The sequence below is a fragment of the Cryptosporangium minutisporangium genome (genome assembly GCF_039536245.1).
Lineage (GTDB): Bacteria > Actinomycetota > Actinomycetes > Mycobacteriales > Cryptosporangiaceae > Cryptosporangium > Cryptosporangium minutisporangium.
Window position 1 is genome coordinate 75,395 of record NZ_BAAAYN010000004.1, and the last position, 24,431, is coordinate 99,825.

Here is a 24,431-nt window from a genome sequence, read left to right on the forward strand (position 1 = left end):
CCGACGGCCCCGGCTATGGCCGCGTCGGCCGCGGCTTCCAGGGCGGTGAGCGAGCGCCGGGCGTCACCGTCGGCGAGGCGGACGAGGTGGTCCTCGGCGTCCGCGGCGAGGCGGACGGCGCCGTTCAGGCCGCGGGGGTCGACCAACGCGCGGCGCAGCAGCTCGCGGATGTCGTCCGCGTCCAGCGGGACCAGCGTGAGCAGCAGCGAGCGGGAGAGCAGCGGGGACACGACCGAGAACGACGGGTTCTCGGTGGTCGCCGCGACCAGCGTCACGGTGCGGTCCTCGACGGCCGCGAGCAGCGAGTCCTGCTGGGTCTTCGAGAACCGGTGCACCTCGTCGACGAAGAGCACGGTGTAGACGCCCCGGCGGCGTTCGAGCCTGGCCTGTTCGATCACCGCCCGGACGTCCTTGACGCCCGCCGAGAGCGCGGACAACGCGACGAAGCGCCGGCTCGTCGCCCGGGAGACCAGGTGAGCGATCGTCGTCTTCCCCGAGCCGGGCGGGCCCCAGAGGATCACCGAGAGCGGCGCATCCCCCTCGACCAGGCGGCGCAGCGGGCTGCCCGGGCCCAGGAGGTGCCGCTGGCCGACCAGCTCGTCGAGCGTCTGCGGGCGCATGCGAACCGCCAGCGGCGCGTGCGGGTCCACCCGGTCCGGCGCGCCCGTCCCGGCGATCGGCGCGGGCCGGGTGGGCCCCGGCTGCGCGGCCGGGTCGTCGCCGCGACCGTCGAACAGGCTTTCGGTCTCCACTCCTCGACCCTACTGACTCCGGCGCGCCAGCCTCGGCGGCCGCCCGGCGCCGCAGCCGGGTGCCGAGACCCCGCGGTGTGACCGGGAACGCACGTCTACGAACCGGGGCATCCCGGGAAGTTGCACCCGTCCGCCACACCGGAGCCGTACCGTCATCAGATCACCAGTGACCGGTGGCAACGTTGCCCGAGCAGCCGGAGATCAAGTGTTCGCGCGTCTAGGTCGGTTCTGCTACCGCCACCGGAAACTCGTGGTGGTGCTCTGGCTGCTCGTGTTCGTCGCCGGCATCGCGAACACCGGCCGGGTCACCGACCGGCTCGGCGGCGGGCAACAGGCGTCCGAGTCGATGGAGTCGGTGCGTGCGGCGACGCTGCTCACCGAGTCCTCCGAGTACGGCGGCCGGGTTTCGGCGGTGGTCGACGGCGTCCCGGTCGCCGCGGCGAAGAAGGCGATCGTCGACGCCCGCAACGACCTGGGGCGCACCGAGGGCGTCGGCCGGGTGCTCGACCCGTTCGCGCCACAGCTGCCGAAGGAGGGCCAAGAGCTCTTCGTCGCCACCGACGGCAAGGCCGCGCTGATCGTCGTCGACCTGACGCGCGAGCTCTCGGTCGACGGTCAGCACGTCGCCGAGCAGGTCATCGCCGACCGGCTGCACGCGATCGCCGACGCCGTCCCGGGCACCGAGGTGACCGTCGGCGGACCGACGCTCCTGCAGCGGGAGATCAACGATCAGACGCGGCGCGACACCGAGAAGGGCGAGATCATCGCGCTTCCGGCGACGCTGCTCGCGATGGTGGCGATCTTCGGTGGCGCGGTCGCCGCCGGTATCCCGATCGTCGGCGCGCTGGCCTCGATCGCCTGCGGGATGCTCGTCATGCTCGGCCTGCTGCAGCTGATGGACCTCGACCCGAACGTCCTGTCGGTGAGCACCGTCCTGGCGCTGGGCCTGTCGATCGACTACTCGCTGCTGATGGTCAACCGGTTCCGGGAGGAGCGGTACGCCAAGCGCACGGTGCCCGAAGCGATCGAGCGGACGGTCGCGTCGGCGGGGCGCACGATCACGTTCTCCGCCCTCACCGTCGCGCTGTCGCTGGCCGGGCTGTTCGTGTTCCCGAGCCCGATCTTCCGCGGCATCGGCTCGGCCGGCGTCGGCGTCGTGCTGTTCGCGCTGCTGGCCGGCGTCACGCTGGTGCCGGCCCTGCTGGGGATGAGCGCCCGCCGGGTCGGCGTCGGCCGGCACCGGTCGGAAAGACCGAGCGACAACGGCACGTTCGCGCGGCTGGCACGGCTCACCCGGCGGAGACCGCTGATCGCGACCGTGCTGCTGGTGACCGCGCTGCTGGGCGCCGGGATCCCGTTCGCGTCGGTGACGTTCGTGAACAGCAGCGCGAAGATGCTCCCGGAGGGCTTCGAGGCCCGCCGTTTCGCCGAGGTGACCGCCGCCCGGTTCCCGGGTCAGGAATCGCCACCGATCACGATCGTCGCGAACACCAGCCAGCCGGAGCTGGCGCTCTGGGCGACGAAGCTACAGCGCGACCCCGAGTACAGCGGCATCTCCCGGATCCTGCTGCCGACGCAGGTCACCGAGGGTTTGTCCAGCATCGACATCGTCCCGAAGGCCAGCGAACACGATCGGGTCGGGCAGCAACTGGTGCGGCAGATCCGCGCGGATCGGCCACCGTTCCAGATCTGGGTGACCGGCGACACCGCGGTGCTCGTCGACTTCCTCGCCGAGGTGCGGCGGTACGCGCCGTGGGCGGCGGCGCTGATGGTCGTGGCGACGCTCGTCCTGCTCTTCGCGATGACCGGATCGGTGCTGGTGCCGCTCAAGGCACTCGTGATGAACGTGCTGTCGCTGACCGCGTCGTTCGGGGCGCTGAAACTGATCTTCCAGGACGGGCACCTGCACGAGTACCTGGGCTTCGCCCCCACCGGCGGGTTGGAGCCCTGGGTGCCGGTGCTGGTGTTCTGCTTCGCGTTCGGGCTCTCGATGGACTACGAAGTCTTCCTGCTGTCCCGGATCAAGGAGCTGCGCGACGCCGGCCTGGACAACGACACCGCGGTCGAGATCGGGCTGCAGCGGTCGGGGAAGATCATCACCTCCGCGGCGCTGCTGATGATCATCGTGTTCGCCGGGTTCGCGGCCGGACGGATGCTGGCGATCAAGGAGCTGGGCGTAGCAATGGCGATCGCGGTCGCCGTCGACGCCACGCTGGTGCGGTGTCTGCTGGTCCCGGCGACGATGGCGCTGCTCGGCGAGGCGAACTGGTGGGCGCCGGGTCCGCTGCGCCGTCTCTACGACCGGTTCGGCCTGCACGAGGCACCGTCGGCCGAGCCGCTCCCCGTGCCCGCGGCGCGGCGTCCCGCGCTCCCCACGGCACCCCTCTCGCCTGCGCCCGCTGCGCCCGCTGCGGCGGCTCCGCACAGCGCGTCCGGCGGCTCGGTTCCGGCGGCGAATCGGTCCGCGGCGAACGGTCAGTCCGCGGACGGCGAGTACGTGTACCCGGGGTCGGACGAGCGGCTCTACAACACCTACCCGGCGCCTTCCGCTCCCCCGCAGCTGGGCCCGCGCCGGCCACCGCTGCCCAGGCCACGCTCCGAGGCCACCCCGACGGATGCCACCTCGGACGGGCCGCGCCGGCGGTGACGGTACTCACCGGCGGCGCGGAACGGCGTCAGGCCTTCTCGGACGAACCCTTGTCGGACGAACCCTTCTCGGACGAACCCTTGTCGGACGAACCCTTCTCGGACGAACCCTTCGGCTTGNACTCACCGGCGGCGCGGAACGGCGTCAGGCCTTCTCGGACGAACCCTTGTCGGACGAACCCTTCTCGGACGAACCCTTCGGCTTGGCGTCCACCCCGGCCTCGGCGCGCTGACGCGGCGAGATCGGCGCCGGCGCACCGGTCAGCGGGTCCCCGCCGGACGCGGTCTTCGGGAACGCGATGACGTCGCGGATCGACTCGACGCCGGCCAGCAGCGCGCAGAGCCGGTCCCAGCCGAGCGCGATACCGCCGTGCGGCGGCGCGCCGTACTTGAACGCCTCGAGCAGGAAGCCGAACTTGCCCTGCGCGTCCTCCTCGGACAGGCCGAGCACCTCGAAGACCCGCTCCTGGACGCGGCGGTCGTGGATACGGATCGAGCCGCCGCCGATCTCGGTGCCGTTGAGCACGATGTCGTAGGCCCAGGCCAGCGCCTCGGCCGGTGCCTCCTCGAACCGGTCGATCCAGTCCGCGTTCGGCGACGTGAACGGGTGGTGCACGGCGGTCCAGGCGCCCTTCGCACCCTCGACGCCGATCTCCCCGCCACCGATCGGCTCGAACATCGGCGCGTCGACGACCCAGAGGAACTCCCAGCGGGACTCGTCGATCAGCCCGCAGCGACGGCCGATCTCCAGCCGGGCCGCACCGAGCAGGTCCAGGGCGCCGGAACGCTCCCCGGCGCCGAAGAACACCGCGTCACCCGGCTTGGCACCGACCGCGTCGGAGAGGCCGGCCAGGTGCTCGGCGGAGAGGTTCTTGGCCACCGGGCCGCGGGGCTCGCCGGTCTCGGCGTCGAACAGCACGTAGGCGAGGCCCTTGTGACCCCGAGCCCGCGCCCACTCCTGCCAGCCGTCGAGCTCCTTCCGGGTCTGCGAGGCACCGCCCGGCATGACCACGGCACCGACGTGCGGTGCCTGGAACACCCGGAACGACGTTCCGGTGAAGTACGACGTGAGGTCGACCAGCTCGTTGCCGAACCGGACGTCGGGCTTGTCCGAGCCGTAGCGGGTCATCGCGTCGGCGTAGGTGAGCCGCGGCAGCGGCAGCGGGATCTCGTAGCCGGCCAGCTCCTTCCAGATCGCCGACACCACGGCCTCGCCGACCGCGATGACGTCGTCCTGGGTCACGAACGACATCTCGATGTCGAGCTGGGTGAACTCCGGCTGCCGGTCGGCGCGGAAGTCCTCGTCTCGGTAGCAGCGGGCGATCTGGTAGTACCGCTCCATCCCGGCCACCATCAGCAGCTGCTTGAACAGCTGCGGCGACTGGGGCAGCGCGTACCAGGACCCGGGCTGCAGGCGGGCGGGCACCAGGAAGTCGCGGGCGCCCTCCGGCGTCGACCGGGTCAGCGTCGGCGTCTCGATCTCGACGAAGTCCCGGTCGTCGAGCACGCGGCGGGCGATCCGGTTGACCGCGCTGCGCAGCCGCAGCGACGAGGCCTGCTGCGCGCGCCGCAGGTCGAGGTAGCGGTACTTGAGCCGGGCTTCCTCGCCGACCTCACCGGCGGTCTGCCCGTCGATCGGGAACGGCAGCGGCGCGGACTCGCTGAGCACGGTCAGGGACTCGGCGACGACCTCGATCGCACCGGTCGGCAGCTCGGGGTTGTCGTTGCCCTCCGGCCGGGCGCGGACCTCGCCGGTGACCCGGATGCAGTACTCGGCCCGCAGCGCGTGGCCGACCTCCTCGCGCAGGACGACCTGGACGTAGCCGGAGGCGTCCCGGAGGTCGACGAAGATGACCCCGCCGTGGTCGCGGCGGCGGGCCACCCACCCGGAGAGGGTGACGGTCTGACCCGCGTGCTCGGCGCGGAGCACGCCGGCCTGGTGGGTGCGGTATTGAGTGCCGCTCACGAGAGAAGCTCCTTGACGGTGCGGGCGAGGTCGGTCAGCGGTACGGCCCGCTGCTCGGCGGTGGTCAGATCTTTCAGCTGGGCGGTGCCGTCGGCGAGGTCCCGATCGCCCAGGAGCACCGCGAACCGGGCGCCGGAGCGGTCGGCGGCCTTCATGGCGCCCTTCAGCCCCTTGCCACCGAACGCGAAATCGGCCGCGACACCCGCGTCCCGCAGCTCGGTGACGAGCGTCAGCCCACGACGCCGAGCCTCGTCGCCGAGCGGCACGACGAACGCCGCGACGCGTGGCGCCGGGTCTCCGACCAGTCCTTCCGCCCGCAGGGCGAGCAGCGTCCGGTCGACGCCGACCGCGTAGCCGATGCCGGAGACGTCCGGGCCGCCGAGCTGCTTGGAGAGTCCGTCGTACCGGCCGCCGCCGCCGATCGCCGACTGCGCGCCCAGGCCGTTGTGGACGAACTCGAACGTCGTCTTCGTGTAGTAGTCCAGGCCGCGGACCAGCCGCGGTGCCTCCTGCCACGACACGCCGAGGTCGGTGAGGTGCTGCCGGACCTGGTCGTAGTGCCGCTGGCAGGTGTCGCAGAGGTGGTCGACCATCAGCGGCGCCTCGGTCAGCTGCGCCGCCACCTCCGGACGCTTGTCGTCGAGGACGCGCAGCGGGTTGATCGACGCGCGTCGCTGGGTGTCGGCGTCCAGGTCCAGCCCGGCGAGGAACGCTTGGAGCTTCTCCCGGTACTGGGGGCGGCACTCCGCGTCGCCCAGCGACGTGAGCTGCAACTCGAAGGCGGTGAGACCGATCTCCCGGAATCCCGCGACCGCGAGCGCGACGACCTCGGCGTCCAGCGCCGGGTCGTCGACGCCGAGCGCCTCCATGTCGACCTGGGTGAAGTGCCGGTACCGACCGGCCTGCGGCCGCTCGTAGCGGAAGTTCGACCCGACCGCGTAGAGCTTCACCGGCAGCTGGCCGCTGTACAGCTTGTGCTCGATGAACGCCCGCATCAGCCCGGCGGTCAGCTCCGGGCGCAGGGTCAGCGACCGGCCTCCCCGGTCCTCGAACGTGTACATCTCCTTGCTGACGACGTCGGTCGACTCGCCGACGCCGCGAGCGAACAGCGCGGTGTCCTCGAAGATCGGCGTCTCGATGTACCCGTAGCCGGCCCGGCGCAGCGGCGCGGTGAGCGCGTCACGGACGGCGAGGAACGTCGCCGAGTCGGGCGGAAGGGTGTCGAACGTCCCCTTCGGGGCGGTAAAGCTGGTCACAATCCGGTCCTCGGAAGAAAGGTGCCGTCGGCCGCGTTTCCCGCAGCCTCGGCGACCTGGAGCAAGTACGGGTTGGTGGCGCGTTCCCGGGCGATCGTGGTGTCGGGGCCGTGCCCCGGCTTCACCACGGTGGCGTCGTCCATCGGCAGCACGACGCGAGCCAGCGACGCCAGCATGTCCTGGGCGCTGCCGCCGGGCAGGTCGACCCGGCCGATCGACCCGGCGAACAGCAGGTCACCGGAGAACAGCACCGGCGCGTCCGGCGTCTCGACCCCGAACACCAGCGAGCCCGGGGTGTGACCCGGCGCGAGCGTGACGCTCAGCTCCACCCCGGCGAGCTGCAGCGTCTCACCGTCGGCCAGCATCTTGACGTCGCTCGGCTCGGTGTACTCCAGGCCGAAGATCGGAGTGCCCTTCGGGGCCCCGATGAAGCTCCACGGGTCGGCGAGCTGGTCGGCGTCGGCCGGGTGGATGTAGGCCGGGATGTCCCGCGCGCCGCAGACCGGCGCGACCGAGAACGTGTGGTCGAGGTGACCATGGGTGAGGATCACGGCGGCCGGATGGAGCCGGTGCTTCGTCAGGACGTCCTCGAGCTGGTCGACCACGCCGATCCCCGGATCGATGACCACACACTGTTCGCCGGCCGCGGGGGCGACGACCCAGCAGTTGGTGCCGAGCGCGAGGGCCGGAAATCCGGCGATGAGCACGAGTGTCCCTTCTCTTGACCAGGGTGTGGCGTATCCGGCGGCTGCGTTCCGATAACGGGACGCGTTCCCACCAGCCTACCGATGCCCGCCTGCCCGGGCCGACCGGCTTTACGGTGGTGCGGCCCGGCGCTACCGAGCGGCGTCCCCGCGCCCGACGGGCAGAGTGGGGTATCAGAAAAGCGATCTCGATCGGTGCATCAGGGCGCGTCGTGGGGTATCAGCCCCTCTTTTAGGGACGCGCCGTACACTCGGCCGCACGCGCGGGCCTTCGACGCCCGTGACATGCGCAGGCGGCGCGGCATCGCATTACGTGGGCTCGGCGCCGGAAACCCGAACAGGAGAGCACGGAGTGCCGACGAAGGATCGCCAGCGGCAGCTGGCCCGCGCCAAGCTCGAACGGCAGATGGCCCGGCGGGCCGCGGCCGCGAAACGCCGTCGTCAGACGCAGGCTGCGGTAGGCGCCGGTATCGCGCTCCTGCTCGTCGTCGTCGGGGCCGTGTTCCTCGTCGCCAACTTGAGCGGCGACGACGACAAGGACACGACCACGGAGGCCGCGACCGGCCCCAAGTGCACCTACCAGAAGGCCGACGCCAGCACCGGCAAGGTGAAGGACGTCGGCACGCCGCCCACGGCCGACATCCCCGACACCGGCACGCGCACGGTCACGATGACGACGAACGTCGGGACGGTGGAGTTCACCATCGACCAGGCGGGCGCTCCGTGCACCAGCAACAGCATGGCGTTCCTGGCCAGCAAGAAGTTCTACGACAAGACGTCGTGCCACCGCATGACGACCGGGGGCATCTTCGTGCTGCAGTGCGGTGACCCGTTCGGCGACGGCACCGGCGGCCCCGCTTACCGGTACGGCACCGAGAACCTGCCGGCGAACCAGCACCCGCCGTACCCGGCCGGGACGATCGCGATGGCGAAGAGCCAGGAGGCGATCTCGGTCGGCAGCCAGTTCTTCATCGTCTACAAGGACATCCCCGAGGACGCGCTGGGCGCGGACTACACGGTGGTCGGCAAGGTCACCAAGGGCCTCGACGTGATCGAGAAGGTCGCCGCGAAGGGCGTCACCCCGGCGGACCCGAGCAACCCCGGCGACGGCAAGCCGAAGCAGGCCGTGAACATCACGAGCTTCACGGTCTCCCCCGCCGCGAGCTGACCCGCACAGCGAAACGGCCTCGCCCCGATCGGGGCGGGGCCGTTTCGCTGTGGCGCAGCCGCCGCGTGGTTGTCGCACCTCCCGGGTGCCGCACGCAGTGGTTGTCGCGCCTCCCGGGTGCCGCGCACCGTGGTTGTCGCGCCTCCTGGGCGCCGCGCTAGGTGGTTGTCGCGCTCTGCGGGCTATGGCACGGACAGGGCGACAGCCATTCCCGCGCCGCGCGGGCAACTCGACACCGACGCCCACGAAGAAGCGCCCGCACGCGTCGCATGCGGGCGCTCCGGGTCGGTCAAATCCGCGAGTTAATGGACTCCGCGTTGCCCCAGTCCGGCGGCGGGTCTTCCGGTGGGGTGCTGGTCGCCTGGAGCGACCCGGTCTCCCGGAACGTCTCCAGCCCGACGATCTTCGCCCGCACCTTCCCGGGCTCCGACGCTCCAGCCGGACGGTCGGGCAACCTGCGCTCGATGCTCATCGCGCCTCCCTGAGGATCAACCGGACGTCACACGGTAGGCGTCGTACACGCCTTCGACCCGCCGCACCACGCGGAGCAGGTGCCCCAAGTGCTTCGGGTCGGCCATCTCGAACGTGAACTTCGAGACCGCCACCCGGTCACGCGTCGTGCTCACGGTCGCCGAGAGGATGTTGACCTTCTCGTCGGAGAGCACCTTCGTGACGTCGGAGAGCAGGCGGTGCCGGTCGAGCGCCTCGACCTGGATCGCGACCAGGAACGTGGACCCGGCGGTCGGCGCCCACGACACCTCGACCAGCCGCTCGTCCTGGCGCTTGAGGTCGGTGGCGTTCGTGCAGTCCTCACGGTGGACGCTGATCATGCCGCTGCGGGTGACGAACCCGAGGATCGAGTCACCGGGCACCGGGGTGCAGCACTTCGCAAGCTTCACCCAGACGTCGTCGCCGGCGTTGCTGACGATGACACCCGGGTCGCCGGGCCCGGCCGGGCGGGATCGGTGCCGGGACGGACTCGCCGTCTCGGCCAGGTCTTCGGTAGCGCCCTCCGCGCCACCGAGCGACGCGACCACCCGCTGGATCACGGCCTGCGCCGACACCTGGTTCTCACCGACCGCGGCGTAGAGCGCGCTGATGTCGGAGAGGTGCAGGTCACGCGCGATCGTCAGCAGCGCGTCGCCGCCGAGTAGCCGCTGCAACGGCAGGCCCTGCTTGCGCATGACCCGCTGCAGCGCGTCCTTGCCGGACTCGATCGCGTCCTCGCGGCGCTCCTTCGCGAAGTACTGACGGATCTTCGTCCGCGCCCGCGGGCTCTTGACGAAGCTCAGCCAGTCCTGGCTCGGGCCGGCGTTCTCCGACTTCGACGTGAAGATGTCGACGGTGTCGCCGTTGTTGAGCGTGCTCTCCAGCGGCACCAACTTGCCGTTGACCCGGGCACCGATGCAGCGGTGCCCGACCTCGGTGTGCACCGCGTAGGCGAAGTCGACCGGCGTCGAGTCTTTCGGGAGCGCGACGACGTCACCCTTCGGGGTGAAGACGTAGACCTCCTGGCCACCGAGGTCGAACCGCAGCGCCTCGAGGAACTCACCCGGGTCGCTGGCCTCGCGCTGCCAGTCGAGCAGCTGCCGCAGCCACGCCATGTCGTCGACGGTGGCGGGCGGGCCGGCCACGTCGGCACCCTTGGTCTCCTTGTACTTCCAGTGCGCGGCGATGCCGTACTCGGCGGTGCGGTGCATCGCCAGCGTCCGGATCTGCAGTTCGATCGGCTTGCCCTCGGGGCCGATCACCGTCGTGTGCAGCGACTGGTACATGTTGAACTTCGGCATCGCGATGTAGTCCTTGAAGCGGCCGGGAACCGGCTGCCAGGACGCGTGGATGACGCCGAGCGCGGCGTAGCAGTCGCGGACCGAGTCGACCAGCACCCGCACGCCGACCAGGTCGTAGATGTCGGCGAAGTCGCGGCCCCGCACGATCATCTTCTGGTAGATCGAGTAGTAGTGCTTCGGCCGCCCGACCACGGTGGCGCGGATCTTCGCGTTCTTCAGGTCGGTCTGGACCTGGTTGGTGACCTCGGCCAACCCACGGTCGCGGGCCGGTGAGTGCTCCTGCACCAGGCGCGCGATCTCCTCGTACCGCTTCGGGTACAGGGTCATGAACGCGAGGTCTTCGAGCTCCCACTTGACCGTGTTCATGCCCAGCCGGTGCGCCAGCGGCGCCAGCACGTCGAGCGTCTCGCGGGCCTTCTTCTCCTGCTTGGGGCGGGGCAGGAAGCGCAGCGTCCGCATGTTGTGGAGCCGGTCGGCGAGCTTGATCACCAGGACGCGCGGGTCGCGGGCCATCGCGACGACCATCTTGCGGATCGTCTCGGCCTCGGCCGCGTCGCCGAACTTCACCTTGTCGAGCTTCGTGACGCCGTCGACGAGGTGCGCGACCTCGCCGCCGAAGTCGGCGTGCAGCTGCTCCAGCGTGTACCCGGTGTCCTCCACCGTGTCGTGCAGCAGCGCGGCGACCAGCGTCGTGGTGTCCATACCCAGCTCGGCGAGGATCGTCGCGACCGCGAGCGGGTGGGTGATGTACGGGTCGCCGGACTTGCGTAGCTGACCGCGGTGGAACTGCTCGGCGACGTCGTACGCCTTCTGCAGCAGGCGGACGTCGGCCTTGGGGTGCGCGGCCCGGTGGGTGGCGACCAGCGGCTCCAGCACCACGTTGACGGCGCCCTGCCAGGACGGAGCACTGAATCGGGCCAGCGCCGCACGTACCCGGCGTCCGGTCGGCGCGCCGATACCGCCGGCATCGGTGCCCCCGAGCCCGACGGCGGAGCCGGCGGCCGGGTCGGAGTGCGGCAGCGCACCGTCCGCGACACCGTCGCCGGCCACCCGGGCTACTACGGGCGCAGCCGAGCCGGAGGAGTCGGCGGGACCGGGATCCCGCTGACCACCGGCGACCGTCGGTGCGACGTCTGACACAGGCCGCTCCCTCTGCTAGTGCCCCGCGGGTGCCTCACGGGAGGCATCGAGCTCCCTCCATGCTACGCGGGCGAGCATCTCCGACCGCGTGGCCTTCCACAGGAGCCCGGGTCAGCGACTGCTGCCCATCCGGTCACAACAGCATGGCCGGACGGTTGATGCCCGACGCGGGGACTCACCCCGAATCACACCGTGAGCAGCGCGTGTACGTCCCGTTCCGGCAGGCGTGCGCGTCCGTCGAGGAACGCCAGCTCCATCAGGACCGAGAACCCGACGACCTCACCACCGGCCTGCTCGACCAGCGAGATCGCGGCCGCCGCCGTGCCCCCGGTCGCGAGGACGTCGTCGAGCAGCAGCACCCGGGAACCCGGCTCGAACGCGTCCGCGTGGACCTCGAGCACGGCCTCGCCGTACTCCAGCGCGTACGCCGCCGACACGGTCGCCCGGGGCAGCTTCCCGGCCTTGCGGATCGGCACCAGACCGGCGCCGCTCGCGTACGCCACCGCGGCCGCCAGCACGAAGCCGCGAGCCTCGATGCCGGCCACGACGTCGAACGCGCCGCCGTACTCGGTCGCGATCGCGTCGATCACCTGGGCGAACGCGGGGCCGTTGGCGAACAGCGGCGTCAAGTCCTTGAACCCGACACCGGGCTTCGGGAAGTCCGGGACGTCGAGCACGTGGGCGGCGATCAGGTCGCTGACCGCGGCCGGGGTCACCGGCCCGCTGCCGACCCGGCCGCCCAGCGGGCCGTGCGCGGAGCGCTCACCGACCGGGTGCCCGGCCACCACGGGCTCGGGCACCGACTCCGCTTCGGTCATCGCTTCTTCCGGCTTCCGCCCGCACGGCCGGGCCGGTTACCGCCCGGGCGTCGTCGTTGCTGCTGCGGACGGCCGGTGGACGAGGCCCGGTTGCTGCCGGAGCCCGCAGCGGCGGTGGCCGGCTCCCGGTCGTCCGATTCCGTCTCGTCGGCAGTGGTCTCGTCGGCGGCCTTCGCCTCGTCGACCTCCGGGGTCTCCGCGGCGGCCTTGGCCGCCGCGGCGCGCCGCGCCCGGACGCGCTCCTTGAGCGCCTTGTACCGGGGCTCGCGCTCCTTCATGTCGACCAGCCAGGGCGTCGCGAGGAACAGCGACGAGTACGCACCGGCGGCCAGACCGACGAACAGGACCAGCGCGAGGTCCTTGAGCGTGCCGACGCCGAGCAAGCCGGCACCGACGAACAGCAGGCCACCGACCGGCAGCAGCGAGATCAACGAAGTGTTGATCGACCGCATCAGCGTCTCGTTCACCGCGTTGTTCGCGGCCTCGGCGTAGTCGACCCGCGAGCCGCCGACGATGCCCCGGGTGTCCTCGGAGACCTTGTCGAACACGACGACCGTGTCGTACAGCGAGAAACCGAGGATCGTCAGCAGACCGACGATCGTCGACGGCGTGACCTCGAACCCGATGATCGAGTACGCACCGGCGGTCAACATCAGGTCGTGCAGCAGCGCCAGCAGCGCGGCGATCGCCATCTTCGTTTCGAACCGGATCGCCAGGTAGGCGGCGACCAGCACGAGGAAGACCACGAGCGCGATCAGCGCCTTGTCGGTGACCTGGCCACCCCAGGACGAGCTGACCGCGTTGTCGGTGATGTCGTTGACCGCGAGGTCGTACTCCGCGGCCAGCGCCTCTTTGACCTCGGTGGTCTCGGCCGGGTTCAGCGACGCCGTCTTGATGACGAACTTCGCGTCCGCGCCACGGCCCGCTTCCTGGACCGTCTGCACCTCGCCGCCGGCGCCCTCGACGGTCTCGCTGACCTGCTCCGCGGTGACGCCGCTCGGCTGCTTGAAGACGAACGACGTTCCACCGGAGAACTCGATGCCCCAGTTGAAGCCGCGGAAGACCATCGTCCCGACACAGATCAGGACCAGGACCGCCGAGGCGATGTACCACCGCTTCCGCGAGCCGATGAAGTCGATGTTGGTCTCGCCCCGATAGAGGCGTCCGGCCAGTCCCATCTCAGGACTCCTTCGGGCTGACACGACGGGCGGTCGCCGCGGGCCGTCCGGCTGCCCCGGCGGGTGCGGCCGGGGTCTTACGCAGCGTACCCAGCCCGGACATGCGCGGTGACATGAACCGCGGCGAGCGGGCCATCAGGGCGACCAGCGGGTGCGTGAAGAGGAAGACGACGATGACGTCGACGAGCGTGGAGAGGCCCAGCGTGAACGCGAAGCCCTTCACGGCGCCGACCGCCAGGATGTAGAGCACCGCGGCGGCGAGGAACGACACCGCGTCCGCCGAGAGGATCGTGCGCCGTGCACGGGCCCAGGCCCGCGGCACCGCCGAGCGGACGCTCCGGCCGTCGCGGACCTCGTCCTTGAGGCGTTCGAAGAACACGACGAACGAGTCGGCGGTGATGCCGACCGCGACGATGAACCCGGCGACGCCGGCCAGGGTCAGCGTGAAGCCGATCTGCCTGCCGAGCAGGATCACCGACGCGTAGATGATCGCGCCGGACGCGAGCAGGCTGGCGATCGTCACCAGACCGAGCACCCGGTAGTAGAGCAGGGAGTAGATGACGACCAGGCCCAGACCGATGCCACCGGCGAGCAGACCGGCCTCCAGCTGCTCGATGCCGAGCGTCGGGCTGATCGACTCCGCGGTCTCGACCGCGAACGAGAGCGGCAGCGCGCCGAACTTCAGCTTCGCCGCGAGGTCCTGCGCCTCGGCCTTCGTGAACTGACCACTGATCTGGGTGTCACCGGTGATCACCTCGTTGGTGGTCGGCGCGGAGATCACCGTGTTGTCCAGGACCACCGCGACCTGCTTCTGCAGCGTGGCCTTGGTCAGGTCGGTCCACTTGTCCTGGCCCTTGCCGGTGAACTTCAGGTTGACGATCCAGCCGCCCTGCTGCTGGTCGAACGTGAAGCTCGCGGACTTGATGTCGGTACCGACGACACCGGCCTTCTCCAGCTTGTACTTCGTGTTGCCGTCACAGGCCACGACCTGGGCGTTGACCTCGTCGATCGAGCCGGCGGGACGGTTGTCGAGCATGGTGCAGCTGATCCACGGCACCTTGAACTGCCAGTCCAGCGGCAGTGCGGCGACCTCCGCGTCGGTCAGCTTCTTCGCGCCGGGCTCGAAGATCGCGGCGAGCTGCGGGTTGGTGGCCGCACCGGCGAAGTCCTGGGCGGTGCCCTGCGCGACGTAGGTCGCGGCTTCCTTGGGGAACTTGGCCAGCGCGGACTTCTGCAGCGCGGCCTGGCTCACCGAGGTCGGCGTGGGCGCCGGGGTGGCGGACGCCGACGGGCTCGCACTCCCCGACGGGGTGGCGCTCGGCTTGGCCGACGCGGACGTTGACGGCGTCGGGCTGGGCGTGTCCTCGGCGGCGGGCACCGCGGCCGGAGCTGCCGCGGGGGCACCACCGCCGCCTCCGCCGCTGGACGTGGACGGGCTCGCCGCGACCTTGGCCGACGTGCTCGGCGTCGGCGACGCGCTGCCCGACGTGGACGGGCTGGGGCTCGCCGTGCCGGACGTCGTCGGGCTGGGCGTGACGGTGGCCGCCGCGGCCGCCTTGATCGCAACGATGTCCTGCGCGGACTCCAGCACCGCACGGAACCGGAGCTGGGCCGGTTCGCCGACCTGCTTGATCGCGTCGTTGTTCTCGCCGGGGGCGTTGATGACGATGTTGCTGTTGCCCTCGGTCACGACCTCGGCCTCGGCGACGCCGGTGCCGTTGACCCGGTTCTCGATGATCTGCCGGGCCTGCTCGAGCTGCTCGGCGTCCGGAGCCTTACCGCCGGCTTGGGCGGCCCGCAGCGTGACGGTGGTGCCGCCCTGCAGGTCGAGGCCGAGGCGCGGAGTGAGCTTCTCCTTCAGCGAGCCATCGCCCTGGAAGAACACGAGCGCGTAGAGCGCGATCACGATGACCGCGAGAGAGGCGAGATACCGCCCGGCACGCAGCTGTCCGCGAGGTGGTGCCACGCTGAAAGGTCTCCTTCAGTGCTCGGGGCGGCAGGTGTGCCGCCCCGGTGAGTTCGCGCTACCGCCGCTGGCGCCGGACCCGAGTGGGGTGCGGTCGGCCGGACGGCGACGGTACGTCCGATTGGTGACGCTATCCGGTTGACCCGCGCCGCGCAGGCCCTTGCCGGTCCGGTCGGCAGCGGCGCCGATCGGGTTCAGCTGCGGTCGGTGCTGCCCTTGGCCGGATCCGCGGTCGGGTCGGCTGGGAGGTCCGCGGCAGGGCGGGCTGCTGCTGGCTTCTCCTCCACGGGCGTGTCGACGACGGGCGCGACCGCGATCTGCTCGTCGTCCGGGTCGAGGGCGTCCTCGTCGGGCACCAGGCCGGCCTTCATGGCCTCCTCGTCGGTGAGCACCTTGGCGATCGCGGCCCGCGCGTAGCGGTTCGTCACGCCGGGCGAGACCTCGAGGAGGACCGAGTCACCCTCGGTGGACACCACGGTGCCGTACAGACCGCCCAGGGTCATGACCGGCGCGCCCTCTTCCACCGCGTTCTGCATCTGCGTCATCTGCTTGCGGCGCTGCGACTGCGGTCGGATGACCAGGAAGTACATCAGCGCGAACACACCGACCAGGAGCAGCAGCGGCAGGATGCTCCCGCCGCCTCCAGTCTGTTCTGCGGCGTTTACCACGGAGGGCCCTTTCACACATCGGTCAGCGGGGTGTTGCGAGGGTGCGACTGCGGAAGTCTAGTAGCAGACGCTCAACGAGCCGCCACGCGGTGACCCTCCGCAGCAGAACGGGTCGCCGCCGGCGCCCGTGGTGGCGCTCACCCGGAGCGTGAACGACCCGCGCACCGGCATCGTTCCGCCGCTCCCGACCGCCGCACGCCCCGGGGTGGGTCAGGGAGCGGAGCGGAAACTGCCTCCGAACAGATCGTCGGGGTCGGGAGCCACCGCGCCGGCGGTGCCGGCGGCGAGGGCGGCGGATGATCCGGGCGGCGGCGTCCGGCCGAGATGGGCCCAGGCCGCAGGCGTGGCGACCCGGCCGCGCGGCGTCCGGGCGAGCAACCCGGCCCGCACCAGGAACGGCTCCGCGACCTCCTCGACGGTGCCCGGCTCCTCCCCCACCGCCACGGCCAGCGTCGAGAGGCCCACCGGTCCGCCGCCGAACGACGTCACCAGCGCGTCGAGCACCGCACGGTCGAGCCGGTCGAGGCCCACCCGGTCCACCTCGTACACCGTCAGAGCGGCCCGGGCGATCTCCTCGGTGACCTCCCCGTCCGCCCGTACCTCGGCGTAGTCGCGGACGCGGCGCAGCAGCCGGTTCGCGATCCGTGGTGTACCGCGGGACCGACTCGCGATCTCCGCCGTCCCCGCCGCGTCGATCCGCACCCCGAGGATGGCCGCGGACCGCATGAGCACCTTCTGCAGATCCTTCGGGTCGTAGAAGTCCAGGTGCGCGACGAACCCGAAGCGGTCGCGCAGCGGCCCGGTCAGTAGTCCCGAACGGGTGGTGGCCCCGACCAGCGTGAACGGCTCGACGTCCAGCGGGATCGCGGTGGCGCCCGGGCCTTTACCGACGACGACGTCGACCCGGAAATCTTCCATCGCCGAGTAGAGCAACTCCTCGGCCGGACGGGCGATCCGGTGGATCTCGTCGATGAACAGCACATCGCCGGGCGCGAGCGTGGTGAGCACCGCGGCCAGGTCGCCGGACCGTTCGATCGCCGGGCCGCTCGTCACCCGGATCGCGCTGCCCAGCTCGGCCGCGACGATCATCGCGAGGCTGGTCTTGCCGAGGCCGGGTGGACCGGAGAGGAGGATGTGGTCGGGCGGACGGCTGCGCCGCTGCGCGCTCTGCAGCAATACCTCGAGCTGCTCGCGGACGCGGTGCTGCCCGATGAACTCCGTGAGTTGCCGCGGCCGCAGGCTCGTCTCGACGTCCCGCTCGTCCGGCGCCGCGTACGCGGAGACGACGTCCGCCTCCGGTTCGCCCCAGGCCGCCGGGCCGGTCACCGGTTCCGACCCAGGATCTGGATCGCGCGGCGGAGCGCGGTGGCCACCTCGACGGGCTTCCCGTCGAAGTCGGCCGCGACGACCGCCACGGCGTCCTCCGCCTCCTTCGCCGACCAGCCGAGACCGGCCAGCCCGTCGCGGACCTGCGCCTGCCAGCCGCCCGGCGCGCCGAGGGTGGGCGTGGCGATCGGGTCGACCGCGCCGATCCGGTCGCGCAGTTCGAGCACGAGCCGCTCGGCCCCCTTCTTGCCGATGCCCGGCACGCGGGTCAGCGCAGCGGTGTCCGCCCCGGCGATCGCCGCGCGGACGGCGTCCGGGGAGTGCACGGCCAGTACCGCGAGGGCCAAGCGGGGCCCGACGCCGCTCGCCGTCTGCAGCAGCTCGAACAGCGACCGTTCGGCGTCGGACGCAAAACCGTAGAGGGTCAGTGAGTCCTCGCGGACGACCAGGCTGGTGGCCAGGCGGGCCGGGGACCCGACCCGCAGGCCGGCGAGCGTGGCGGGCGTGCACTGCACGGCCATGCCGACACCACCGACCTCGACCACCGCGCCGTCCGGCCCGACGGCCGCGACCTCCCCGCGGACCGACGCGATCACGCGCCCACCCCCGGCTGCTCCGCTACCGGGCCGACGTCTCGCGGCTGCGGGGCTCCCGGCTCGGAGCGCGGCACCGGCGCCGGCCGGACAGGCGCCGCCGCGCGGGCGTTGGTCCTGGCCAGCGCGGCCGCCAGGCGGGCCTGGGTCGGCGCCCGCCAGAGGTGACAGATCGCGAGCGCCAGCGCGTCCGCCGCGTCGGCGGGCTTCGGCGTGGCCGAGAGCCCGAGGATCCGGGTCACCATCAGGCCGACCTGCGCCTTGTCGGCCGTACCCGACCCGGTGACGGCGGCCTTGACCTCCGACGGAGTGTGCAGCGCGACCGGCAGACCGGCACGCGTCGCGGCCACGATCGCCATTGCCGCCGCCTGCGCGGTGCCCATCACGGTGCGGACGTTGTGCTGGCTGAACACCCGCTCCACCGCGACGACCTCGGGGCGATGTTCCTCGATCGCCGCGGCCAGCGCGTCGGCGATCGACACCAGCCGATGGCCGAGCTCCGCGTCCGCCGGGGTACGGATCACGTCCACGTGGACGAGGCCGCACCGCCGACCCGGCGCCCCGTCCACCACACCGACCCCGCAGCGGGTGAGACCCGGATCGACCCCGAGCACGCGCAAGCCCGTCCACCTCCGTACAGCTGTTCGGTACGGAACGGATCAAACCACAGTCCGGAGGCCGTACACCAAAGGCCAGCAGCCCGGCGTGCTGAACCGTTGGCGCACGGCCTAGCCGACCTCGGCCATGACCTCGTCGGAGACGTCGAAGTTCGCGTACACGTTCTGCACGTCGTCGCTGTCTTCCAGCGCGTCGATCAGCTTGAACACCTTGCGCGCGGCCTCGGCGTCCAGCGGGATCTGCATGCTCGGCACGAAGCTGGAGTCGGCCGAGTCGTAGTCGATGCCGGCGTCCTGCAGCGCGGTGCGCACCGCGACCAGGTCGGTCGGCTCGCAGACGACCTCGAACTCCTCGCCGAGGTCGTTGACCTCCTCGGCACCGGCCTCCAGCACCGCCATCAGGACGTCGTCCTCGGTCAGTTCGCCCTTTCCGACGATGATGACGCCCTTGCGGTGGAACAGGTACGAGACGCTGCCCGGGTCGGCCATCTGGCCACCGTTGCGGGTCATCGCGGTGCGCACCTCGGAGGCCGCGCGGTTGCGGTTGTCGGTGAGGCACTCGATCAGCACCGCGACGCCGTTCGGGCCGTAACCCTCGTAGGTGATCGTCTGGTAGTCGGCGCCACCGCCCTCGGCGCCGGAGCCACGCTTGACCGCGCGGTCGATGTTGTCGTTCGGGACCGAGCTCTTCTTCGCTTTCTGGATGGCGTCGTAGAGCGTCGGGTTACCCGCTGGGTCGCCACCGCCGGTGCGGGCCGCGACCTCGACGTTCTTGATCAGCTTGGCGAACATCTTGCCGCGCTTGGCGTCGATGACGGCCTTCTTGTGCTTCGTGGTAGCCCATTTGGAGTGGCCGCTCACCGTACTGCCTCCTCGATCGTCCGCTCGTCGGTCGTGCCCCTCCCCCGGAGACCGGGTTCCCGCAGCCCTCGTAGCACCATTTCGACGAACAAACCGTGCACGCGGAGATCTCCGGTGAGCTCCGGGTGGAAGGAGGTCGCCAGCAAGTTGCCCTGGCGGACCGCGACGATCCTACCGTCCGCCGGGCCACCGCTTACCCGGGCGAGGATCTCGACGTCCGGGCCGGTGCTCTCCACCCACGGAGCGCGGATGAAAACCGCGTGCACCGGATCGCCGTCGACGCCGTTGAACACCAGGTCGGTCTCGAACGAGTCGACCTGCCGTCCGAACGCGTTACGGCGTACCACCATGTCGATGCCGCCGAAGCTCTCCTGGTCGGGTCGCCCGTCCAGCACGGTTCCGGCCAGCATGATCATTCCGGCGCACGAGCCGTAGACCGGCATCCCGTCGGCGATCCGCTCCCGGATCGGATCGAGCAGTTCGAACACCGTGGACAGCCGGCTCATCGTGGTCGACTCACCACCCGGCACGACCATGCCGTCCACCGCCGCCAGCTCGCCGGGGCGTCGCACCGGCACCGCGTCGGCCCCCGCGGAGCGTAGGGCGTGCAGGTGTTCGCGGACATCGCCCTGCAGGGCGAACACACCAATGACGGGAGAACTCACGGAATTCCAGTCTACGGTCCGGGACGGACGACGGCCCGCGCTCCCGCGCGGGCCGTCTCGATCAGGGGTGGGTCACCAGCCGCGGGACGCGTACTTCTGGTCCGCGGGCAACGTGTCGACGTTCAGCCCGACCATCGCCTCGCCGAGGCCACGGGAGACCTTCGCGATGACGTCGGGGTCGTCGTGGAACGTGGTGGCCTTGACGATCGCCTCGGCCCGCTTCACCGGGTCGCCCGATTTGAAGATGCCGGAGCCGACGAAGACACCCTCGGCGCCGAGCTGCATCATCATCGCGGCGTCGGCCGGGGTGGCGATACCACCGGCGGTGAACAGCACGACCGGCAGCTTACCGAGCGTCGCCACCTCCTTGACCAGCTCGTACGGCGCCTGCAGGTTCTTCGCCGCGACGAACAGCTCGGTCTCGTCGAGCGTGGACAGCCGCCGGATCTCACCGCGGATCGACCGCATGTGCCGGGTCGCCTCGACGACGTTGCCGGTGCCGGCCTCGCCCTTGGAGCGGATCATCGCCGCACCCTCGGCGATCCGCCGCAGCGCCTCACCCAGGTTGGTCGCGCCGCAGACGAACGGCACGGTGAACGCCCACTTGTCGATGTGGTGCGCCTCGTCGGCCGGGGTCAGCACCTCGGACTCGTCCACGTAGTCGACGCCGAGCGCCTGCAGGACCTGGGCCTCGACGAAGTGCCCGATCCGGGCCTTGGCCATCACCGGGATCGACACCGCGGCGACGATGCCCTCGACCATGTCCGGGTCGCTCATCCGGGCGACGCCGCCCTGGGCGCGGATGTCGGCGGGCACGCGCTCCAGCGCCATCACCGCGACCGCGCCTGCGTCCTCGGCGATCTTCGCCTGCTCCGGCGTGACGACGTCCATGATCACGCCGCCCTTGAGCATCTCGGCCATGCCGCGCTTGACCCGGGCGGTCCCGGTGGTGCCTACCGGCTGGTCGGACGTGGGGTTGGTCTGGGCGGACACGGCTATGCGGCCTTTCGATCGGCGTGCACTGAAAACAGGAGGCGACGTGAGTCGGAGCGGGTCGCCCACCAGAGAAACTTCTTCATCGTAGCTCCGGCGACGGTGACCTCACGACTGGCCGGTTGTGGCCCTTCCGACATCCTCGACGGCCGCCGTTCGCAGGTCGGCTGCGGCGCGGGCCAGCCGGACCGCCTCCCGCTCCTGGCGTTCGTGGACGAGCGCGTCCAGGTCCAGCTCGTCGACGTCGAAGTACTGCGGCAGCGGCGCCCGCCGCGCCAGCCAGAACGTCCGCGGGATGCGGGCCGTGCGCAGCGAGCGGGTGTCGCGCACCGCGTCGTTGTACACCTGCCGGGCGACGCCCAGGCGGCGGTTCGCGGCGAGCAGCGTGGGCGCGTCCAGCGCGTCGACGCCGAGGTTCCGCAACTCGCGGACGAGGTCGTTCTCGGCGCCCTGGCGCGCGTCGGAGTCGGGGTGGCCGCTGGTCAACGCCACTGCGGCGGCGGCGCGGGCCTCGGCGGCGACGTCCCCGGGCAGCTGACGGGCGGCCTCCGCACGACGGCCGAGTTGCTCCTCGAGCGCATCCCGGGCGGCGGCGGTGCGGGCGGTCAGCCGGGCGATGCGACGGGACAGCCACCAGACGTAGAGCAGGACGAGCACCAGCGCCACAGCGATGACGACCGGCCAGTCCACGAGGTCGACTGTATCGGGTGCGTGCATCAGGATTGTTTCGGCGTGATGGTTATGACAGCGGACGGTAAACGCCGCGATCACACGCGCCCGCGCTCATCCGGTCACGAAGGGCCCAGTCGCTCCGTACGGGTGGAGTCGGCCCTCGTGCGTGCAGTCGGTCGTTACGGACCCAACCGCTCGTTACGGGCGCAGTCGTTCCCGGAGGTAGTGGGGCAGGCGGTGGGTGGAGACCTCGTCGGCATCGGTCACCGTCGGCTCGCTCGGGTACGCGGCGATCGCACTCTGGTACACGTCCACCACGCGGGCCGCCACCACCGGCCAGTCGAACGCGGCCACCGTCGACCGGCCGAGCGCCGCCAGCGCCCGCCGCCGCGGCGGGTCGTCGAGCAGCTGGCCGATGCACGCGGCCAGCGCCGCCGGCTGCCCGGTCGGGAACAGCGCCCCGGCCCGCCCGTCGTCGAGGACCCGGCGGAACGCGTCCAGGTCGCTGGCGACGATCGTCGCGCCGGCGGCCATCGCCTCGGTCAGGATGATCCCGAACGACTCCCCGCCGGTGTTCGGGGCCACGTACACGTCGACGCTGCGCAGCATCCGCGCCTTGTCGGTCTCCGAGACCATGCCGAGCAGCGTCACCCGGGGGCGCAGCGCGCGCGGCAGGGCGTCCAGCGCGTCGTCGGCGTCCCCGGGGCCGGCGACCAGCAGCCGCAGCCCTGGCCTCTCCGGCGCCAACTGCGCGAACGCGTCGGCGAGCACGGTGAAGCCCTTGCGCGGCTCCCCGAACCGTCCGAGGAACCCGAGCGCGCCGCCCTCGCCCGGCCATCCCGGCAGCGGAGCCGCGTCGCCGAACTTCCCGACCGCGACCCCGTTCGGGATCTCCACCGCTCCCCCGTCCAGGTGCTCGACCTGCACCCGGCGGGCCAGCGCGGAGACCGCGATCCGTGCGGTGATCTTCTCCAGCACCGGCTGCAGCGCGCTGTGCACGGCGGCGAGCGTCCGCGACCGCTGGGTGGCGGTGTGGAACGTCGCCACGATCGGACCGGTCGCGACGACGCAGGCCAGCAGCGACAGCGAAGGCGCGATCGGCTCGTGCACGTGCAGCACGTCGAACCGGCCGTCGCGCAGCCACCGCCGCACCCGGGCCAGCGAGAGCGGGCCGAATGCCAGCCGGGCCACCGACCCGTTGTACGGCACCGGCACCGCCCGCCCGGCCGGTACGACGTACTCCGGCAGCCCCGGGCCACCCTCCGGTGGCTCCTCGGCCGGCGCCAGCACCGATACCTCGTGGCCCAGCCCGATCAGGGCCTCGGCCAGGTCCCGGACGTGCGCCTGCACGCCGCCGGGAACGTCGAAGGAGTAGGGGCAGACAATTCCGATGCGCATCCGTGCGTCCTCGGCGGTCAGTCGGTCGTCCGCCGCCGCCTCGGCGGCAGGTCGGCCAGCCAGAGCGGTTGCAGCATGTGCCAGTCGGACGGATGCTCCGCGATTCCCTCCGCGAGCGCGTCGGCGACCCGCTGCGTCACGGCGGCGATCCGCGCCGGGTCCCGGTGGTCCGCTCGTTCCATCACTACGCTCTGCGGCGAGCCACCGTCGCTCCGGGCGCCACCGTCCACAGCATCGCCGTCCGCGTGCACCTCCGCCTGGGTGGCGTCCGGCGCCGACGTGGCCGCCTCGGTTGCCACCGCACTCCGGGGCGCCGCCTCCGGGCCGGTCTCGATCGGGCCGATCAGGCGGGCCCGGGTCGCCGGGCCGTCGGTCCACAGCGCCAGCCCGTAGAGCGGCGCACCCGTACGCAGCGCCAGCACCGCCGGACCGGCCGGCATCTTCGTCCGCTCGCCGAAGAAGTCCACCTCGACGCCGCGCGCCGACAGGTCACGGTCGGCGAGCAGAACGACAACGCGGCCGTCCCGCAACCGCTCGGTGAGCACGTCCAGCGGCGGCCGCGAGGCACCGGTGAGCGGCAGGATCTCCATGCCCAGCGCCCGCCGGAACGCAAGGAACCGCTGGTAGACGTCCTCCGGCTTGAGCCGCTCGGCGACCGTGGTGACCGGCACGCCGTGCAGCGTCGCCCACGCACCGGCCAGGTCCCAGTTCCCGGCGTGCGGGAGCGCGACCACCACGCCCCGGCCTGCCGCGACAGCCCGGTCGAGCACCTCCGCGTTCTCCAGCACGAACCGCTGCTGGATGTCCTCGTGTGACCACTCGGGCAGGCGGAACGCCTCGTGGTAGTAGCGCGCGTACGACTGCAGACCGCGCTTGACCAGGCGATTCAGCTCGTCCTCGGACATCTCCGGCCCGACGACCCGGCGCAGGTTGGCGGCGAGCCGACGCGGGCCGGCGCCGCCGCGTCCGGCGAACCAGCCGGCGCCCGCCTCGAACAGCCTCCGGACCGGGCGCTCCGGGAGGACCCGGATCAGCTTCCACCCCGCGGCGTACGCCGCGCTCGTCACCCGCTCGTTCACCCCTGCTCCCCGCGCACGTCGGCGGTGGGTTCGGTCGACGCGTCCCCGGCCGGGGCGGCAGCGCGCCCAGGATCGGCCGGAGTGGCGCCGCGTCCGGGGTCGGCCGGGGAGGCTCTGCGTCCCGGGTCGGCCGGGGCGGCGGGATCCTCGGCGTCGGCCGCGCGGTCGGTCGGTG

At 71.7% G+C, this 24,431-nt stretch carries 21 protein-coding genes; 2 read left to right on the plus strand and 19 right to left on the minus strand.

Annotated elements, in window-relative coordinates; genetic code table 11:
- A partial coding sequence (locus tag ABEB28_RS03130) for an AAA family ATPase (protein WP_425558911.1) occupies window positions 1-620 on the minus strand: 620 nt, incomplete at its 3' end.
- Window positions 621-957: 337 nt separating this feature from the next.
- On the opposite strand from ABEB28_RS03130, the gene ABEB28_RS03135 reads away from it, so the two are divergent.
- Window positions 958-3,399 carry an MMPL family transporter gene (locus ABEB28_RS03135; RefSeq protein ID WP_345726406.1) on the plus strand — a complete coding sequence of 814 codons (2,442 nt, stop codon included), beginning with the start codon at window positions 958-960 and terminating at the stop codon, window positions 3,397-3,399.
- A gap of 144 nt (window positions 3,400-3,543) precedes the next feature.
- On the opposite strand, the gene aspS is transcribed toward ABEB28_RS03135, so the two are convergent.
- The 3 genes from aspS to ABEB28_RS03150 are packed head-to-tail and all read right to left on the minus strand — an operon-like array spanning window position 3,544 to window position 7,327.
- Window positions 3,544-5,364 (minus strand): aspartate--tRNA ligase, encoded by a 1,821-nt coding sequence (gene aspS, locus ABEB28_RS03140; protein WP_345726407.1) that lies wholly within the window; start codon window positions 5,362-5,364, stop codon window positions 3,544-3,546.
- Window positions 5,361-6,620: a histidine--tRNA ligase gene (hisS, locus tag ABEB28_RS03145; protein ID WP_345726408.1), complete on the minus strand. Its 1,260-nt coding sequence runs from the start codon at window positions 6,618-6,620 to the stop codon at window positions 5,361-5,363. The genes aspS and hisS overlap by 4 nt, the downstream gene beginning before the upstream one ends.
- Complete coding sequence (locus ABEB28_RS03150; protein WP_345726409.1) at window positions 6,617-7,327, minus strand: MBL fold metallo-hydrolase; 711 nt, start codon at window positions 7,325-7,327, stop codon at window positions 6,617-6,619. The genes hisS and ABEB28_RS03150 overlap by 4 nt, the downstream gene beginning before the upstream one ends.
- A 349-nt stretch (window positions 7,328-7,676) precedes the next feature.
- On the opposite strand from ABEB28_RS03150, the gene ABEB28_RS03155 reads away from it, so the two are divergent.
- The gene (locus ABEB28_RS03155) at window positions 7,677-8,492 is read left to right on the plus strand and encodes a peptidylprolyl isomerase (protein WP_345726410.1); all 816 of its coding nucleotides are present in this window, start codon (window positions 7,677-7,679) and stop codon (window positions 8,490-8,492) included.
- 289 nt (window positions 8,493-8,781) lie between these two features.
- On the opposite strand, the gene ABEB28_RS03160 is transcribed toward ABEB28_RS03155, so the two are convergent.
- The 15 genes from ABEB28_RS03160 to ABEB28_RS03230 all read right to left on the minus strand — a co-directional run bounded on the left by ABEB28_RS03160 (window position 8,782) and on the right by ABEB28_RS03230 (window position 24,256).
- Window positions 8,782-8,964 carry a hypothetical protein gene (locus ABEB28_RS03160; RefSeq protein ID WP_345726411.1) on the minus strand — a complete coding sequence of 61 codons (183 nt, stop codon included), beginning with the start codon at window positions 8,962-8,964 and terminating at the stop codon, window positions 8,782-8,784.
- Window positions 8,965-8,980: 16 nt separating this feature from the next.
- Entirely contained in the window at window positions 8,981-11,422 is a 2,442-nt protein-coding gene (locus ABEB28_RS03165; RefSeq protein WP_345726412.1) for a RelA/SpoT family protein, read from the minus strand.
- A gap of 185 nt (window positions 11,423-11,607) precedes the next feature.
- Complete coding sequence (locus ABEB28_RS03170; protein ID WP_345726413.1) at window positions 11,608-12,240, minus strand: adenine phosphoribosyltransferase; 633 nt, start codon at window positions 12,238-12,240, stop codon at window positions 11,608-11,610.
- Window positions 12,237-13,418 carry a protein translocase subunit SecF gene (gene secF / locus ABEB28_RS03175; RefSeq protein WP_345726414.1) on the minus strand — a complete coding sequence of 394 codons (1,182 nt, stop codon included), beginning with the start codon at window positions 13,416-13,418 and terminating at the stop codon, window positions 12,237-12,239. The genes ABEB28_RS03170 and secF overlap by 4 nt, the downstream gene beginning before the upstream one ends.
- Window position 13,419: 1 nt before the next feature.
- Window positions 13,420-15,384, minus strand: coding sequence for a protein translocase subunit SecD (secD, locus tag ABEB28_RS03180; RefSeq protein WP_345726415.1), 1,965 nt, complete (start codon window positions 15,382-15,384; stop codon window positions 13,420-13,422).
- 194 nt (window positions 15,385-15,578) lie between these two features.
- Window positions 15,579-16,052, minus strand: a complete 474-nt coding sequence (gene yajC / locus ABEB28_RS03185) for a preprotein translocase subunit YajC (protein ID WP_345726416.1) — start codon at window positions 16,050-16,052, stop codon at window positions 15,579-15,581.
- 210 nt (window positions 16,053-16,262) lie between these two features.
- Window positions 16,263-17,378 (minus strand): Holliday junction branch migration DNA helicase RuvB, encoded by a 1,116-nt coding sequence (gene ruvB / locus ABEB28_RS03190; protein WP_345726417.1) that lies wholly within the window; start codon window positions 17,376-17,378, stop codon window positions 16,263-16,265.
- Window positions 17,375-17,974: a Holliday junction branch migration protein RuvA gene (gene ruvA / locus ABEB28_RS03195; RefSeq protein WP_345726418.1), complete on the minus strand. Its 600-nt coding sequence runs from the start codon at window positions 17,972-17,974 to the stop codon at window positions 17,375-17,377. The genes ruvB and ruvA overlap by 4 nt, the downstream gene beginning before the upstream one ends.
- Window positions 17,971-18,591 carry a crossover junction endodeoxyribonuclease RuvC gene (ruvC, locus tag ABEB28_RS03200; protein ID WP_345726419.1) on the minus strand — a complete coding sequence of 207 codons (621 nt, stop codon included), beginning with the start codon at window positions 18,589-18,591 and terminating at the stop codon, window positions 17,971-17,973. Before ruvC ends, ruvA begins: the two co-directional genes overlap by 4 nt.
- Before the next feature lie 108 nt (window positions 18,592-18,699).
- Entirely contained in the window at window positions 18,700-19,449 is a 750-nt protein-coding gene (locus ABEB28_RS03205; protein WP_345726420.1) for a YebC/PmpR family DNA-binding transcriptional regulator, read from the minus strand.
- Window positions 19,446-20,114: a pyridoxal 5'-phosphate synthase glutaminase subunit PdxT gene (pdxT, locus tag ABEB28_RS03210; RefSeq protein WP_345726421.1), complete on the minus strand. Its 669-nt coding sequence runs from the start codon at window positions 20,112-20,114 to the stop codon at window positions 19,446-19,448. Before pdxT ends, ABEB28_RS03205 begins: the two co-directional genes overlap by 4 nt.
- A gap of 72 nt (window positions 20,115-20,186) precedes the next feature.
- Window positions 20,187-21,107, minus strand: a complete 921-nt coding sequence (pdxS, locus tag ABEB28_RS03215) for a pyridoxal 5'-phosphate synthase lyase subunit PdxS (RefSeq protein ID WP_345726422.1) — start codon at window positions 21,105-21,107, stop codon at window positions 20,187-20,189.
- A 108-nt stretch (window positions 21,108-21,215) separates the two neighbouring features.
- Window positions 21,216-21,797: a hypothetical protein gene (locus tag ABEB28_RS03220; RefSeq protein WP_345726423.1), complete on the minus strand. Its 582-nt coding sequence runs from the start codon at window positions 21,795-21,797 to the stop codon at window positions 21,216-21,218.
- 180 nt (window positions 21,798-21,977) lie between these two features.
- On the minus strand, window positions 21,978-23,177 hold the full coding sequence (locus tag ABEB28_RS03225; protein WP_345726424.1) for a glycosyltransferase family 4 protein: 1,200 nt from the start codon (window positions 23,175-23,177) through the stop codon (window positions 21,978-21,980).
- 17 nt (window positions 23,178-23,194) lie between these two features.
- Window positions 23,195-24,256 carry a phosphatidylinositol mannoside acyltransferase gene (locus ABEB28_RS03230; RefSeq protein ID WP_345726425.1) on the minus strand — a complete coding sequence of 354 codons (1,062 nt, stop codon included), beginning with the start codon at window positions 24,254-24,256 and terminating at the stop codon, window positions 23,195-23,197.
- Window positions 24,257-24,431 lie beyond the last annotated feature (175 nt).

What these genes read in the sequence shown, in the direction of transcription:
- ABEB28_RS03160 (WP_345726411.1), bottom strand. Translation starts at nt 8,964, where the DNA reads ATGAGCATCGAGCGCAGGTTGCCCGACCGTCCGGCTGGAGCGTCGGAG.
- ABEB28_RS03170 (WP_345726413.1), bottom strand. Translation starts at nt 12,240, where the DNA reads ATGACCGAAGCGGAGTCGGTGCCCGAGCCCGTGGTGGCCGGGCACCCG.
- secF (WP_345726414.1), bottom strand. Translation starts at nt 13,418, where the DNA reads ATGGGACTGGCCGGACGCCTCTATCGGGGCGAGACCAACATCGACTTC.
- ABEB28_RS03225 (WP_345726424.1), bottom strand. Translation starts at nt 23,177, where the DNA reads ATGCGCATCGGAATTGTCTGCCCCTACTCCTTCGACGTTCCCGGCGGC.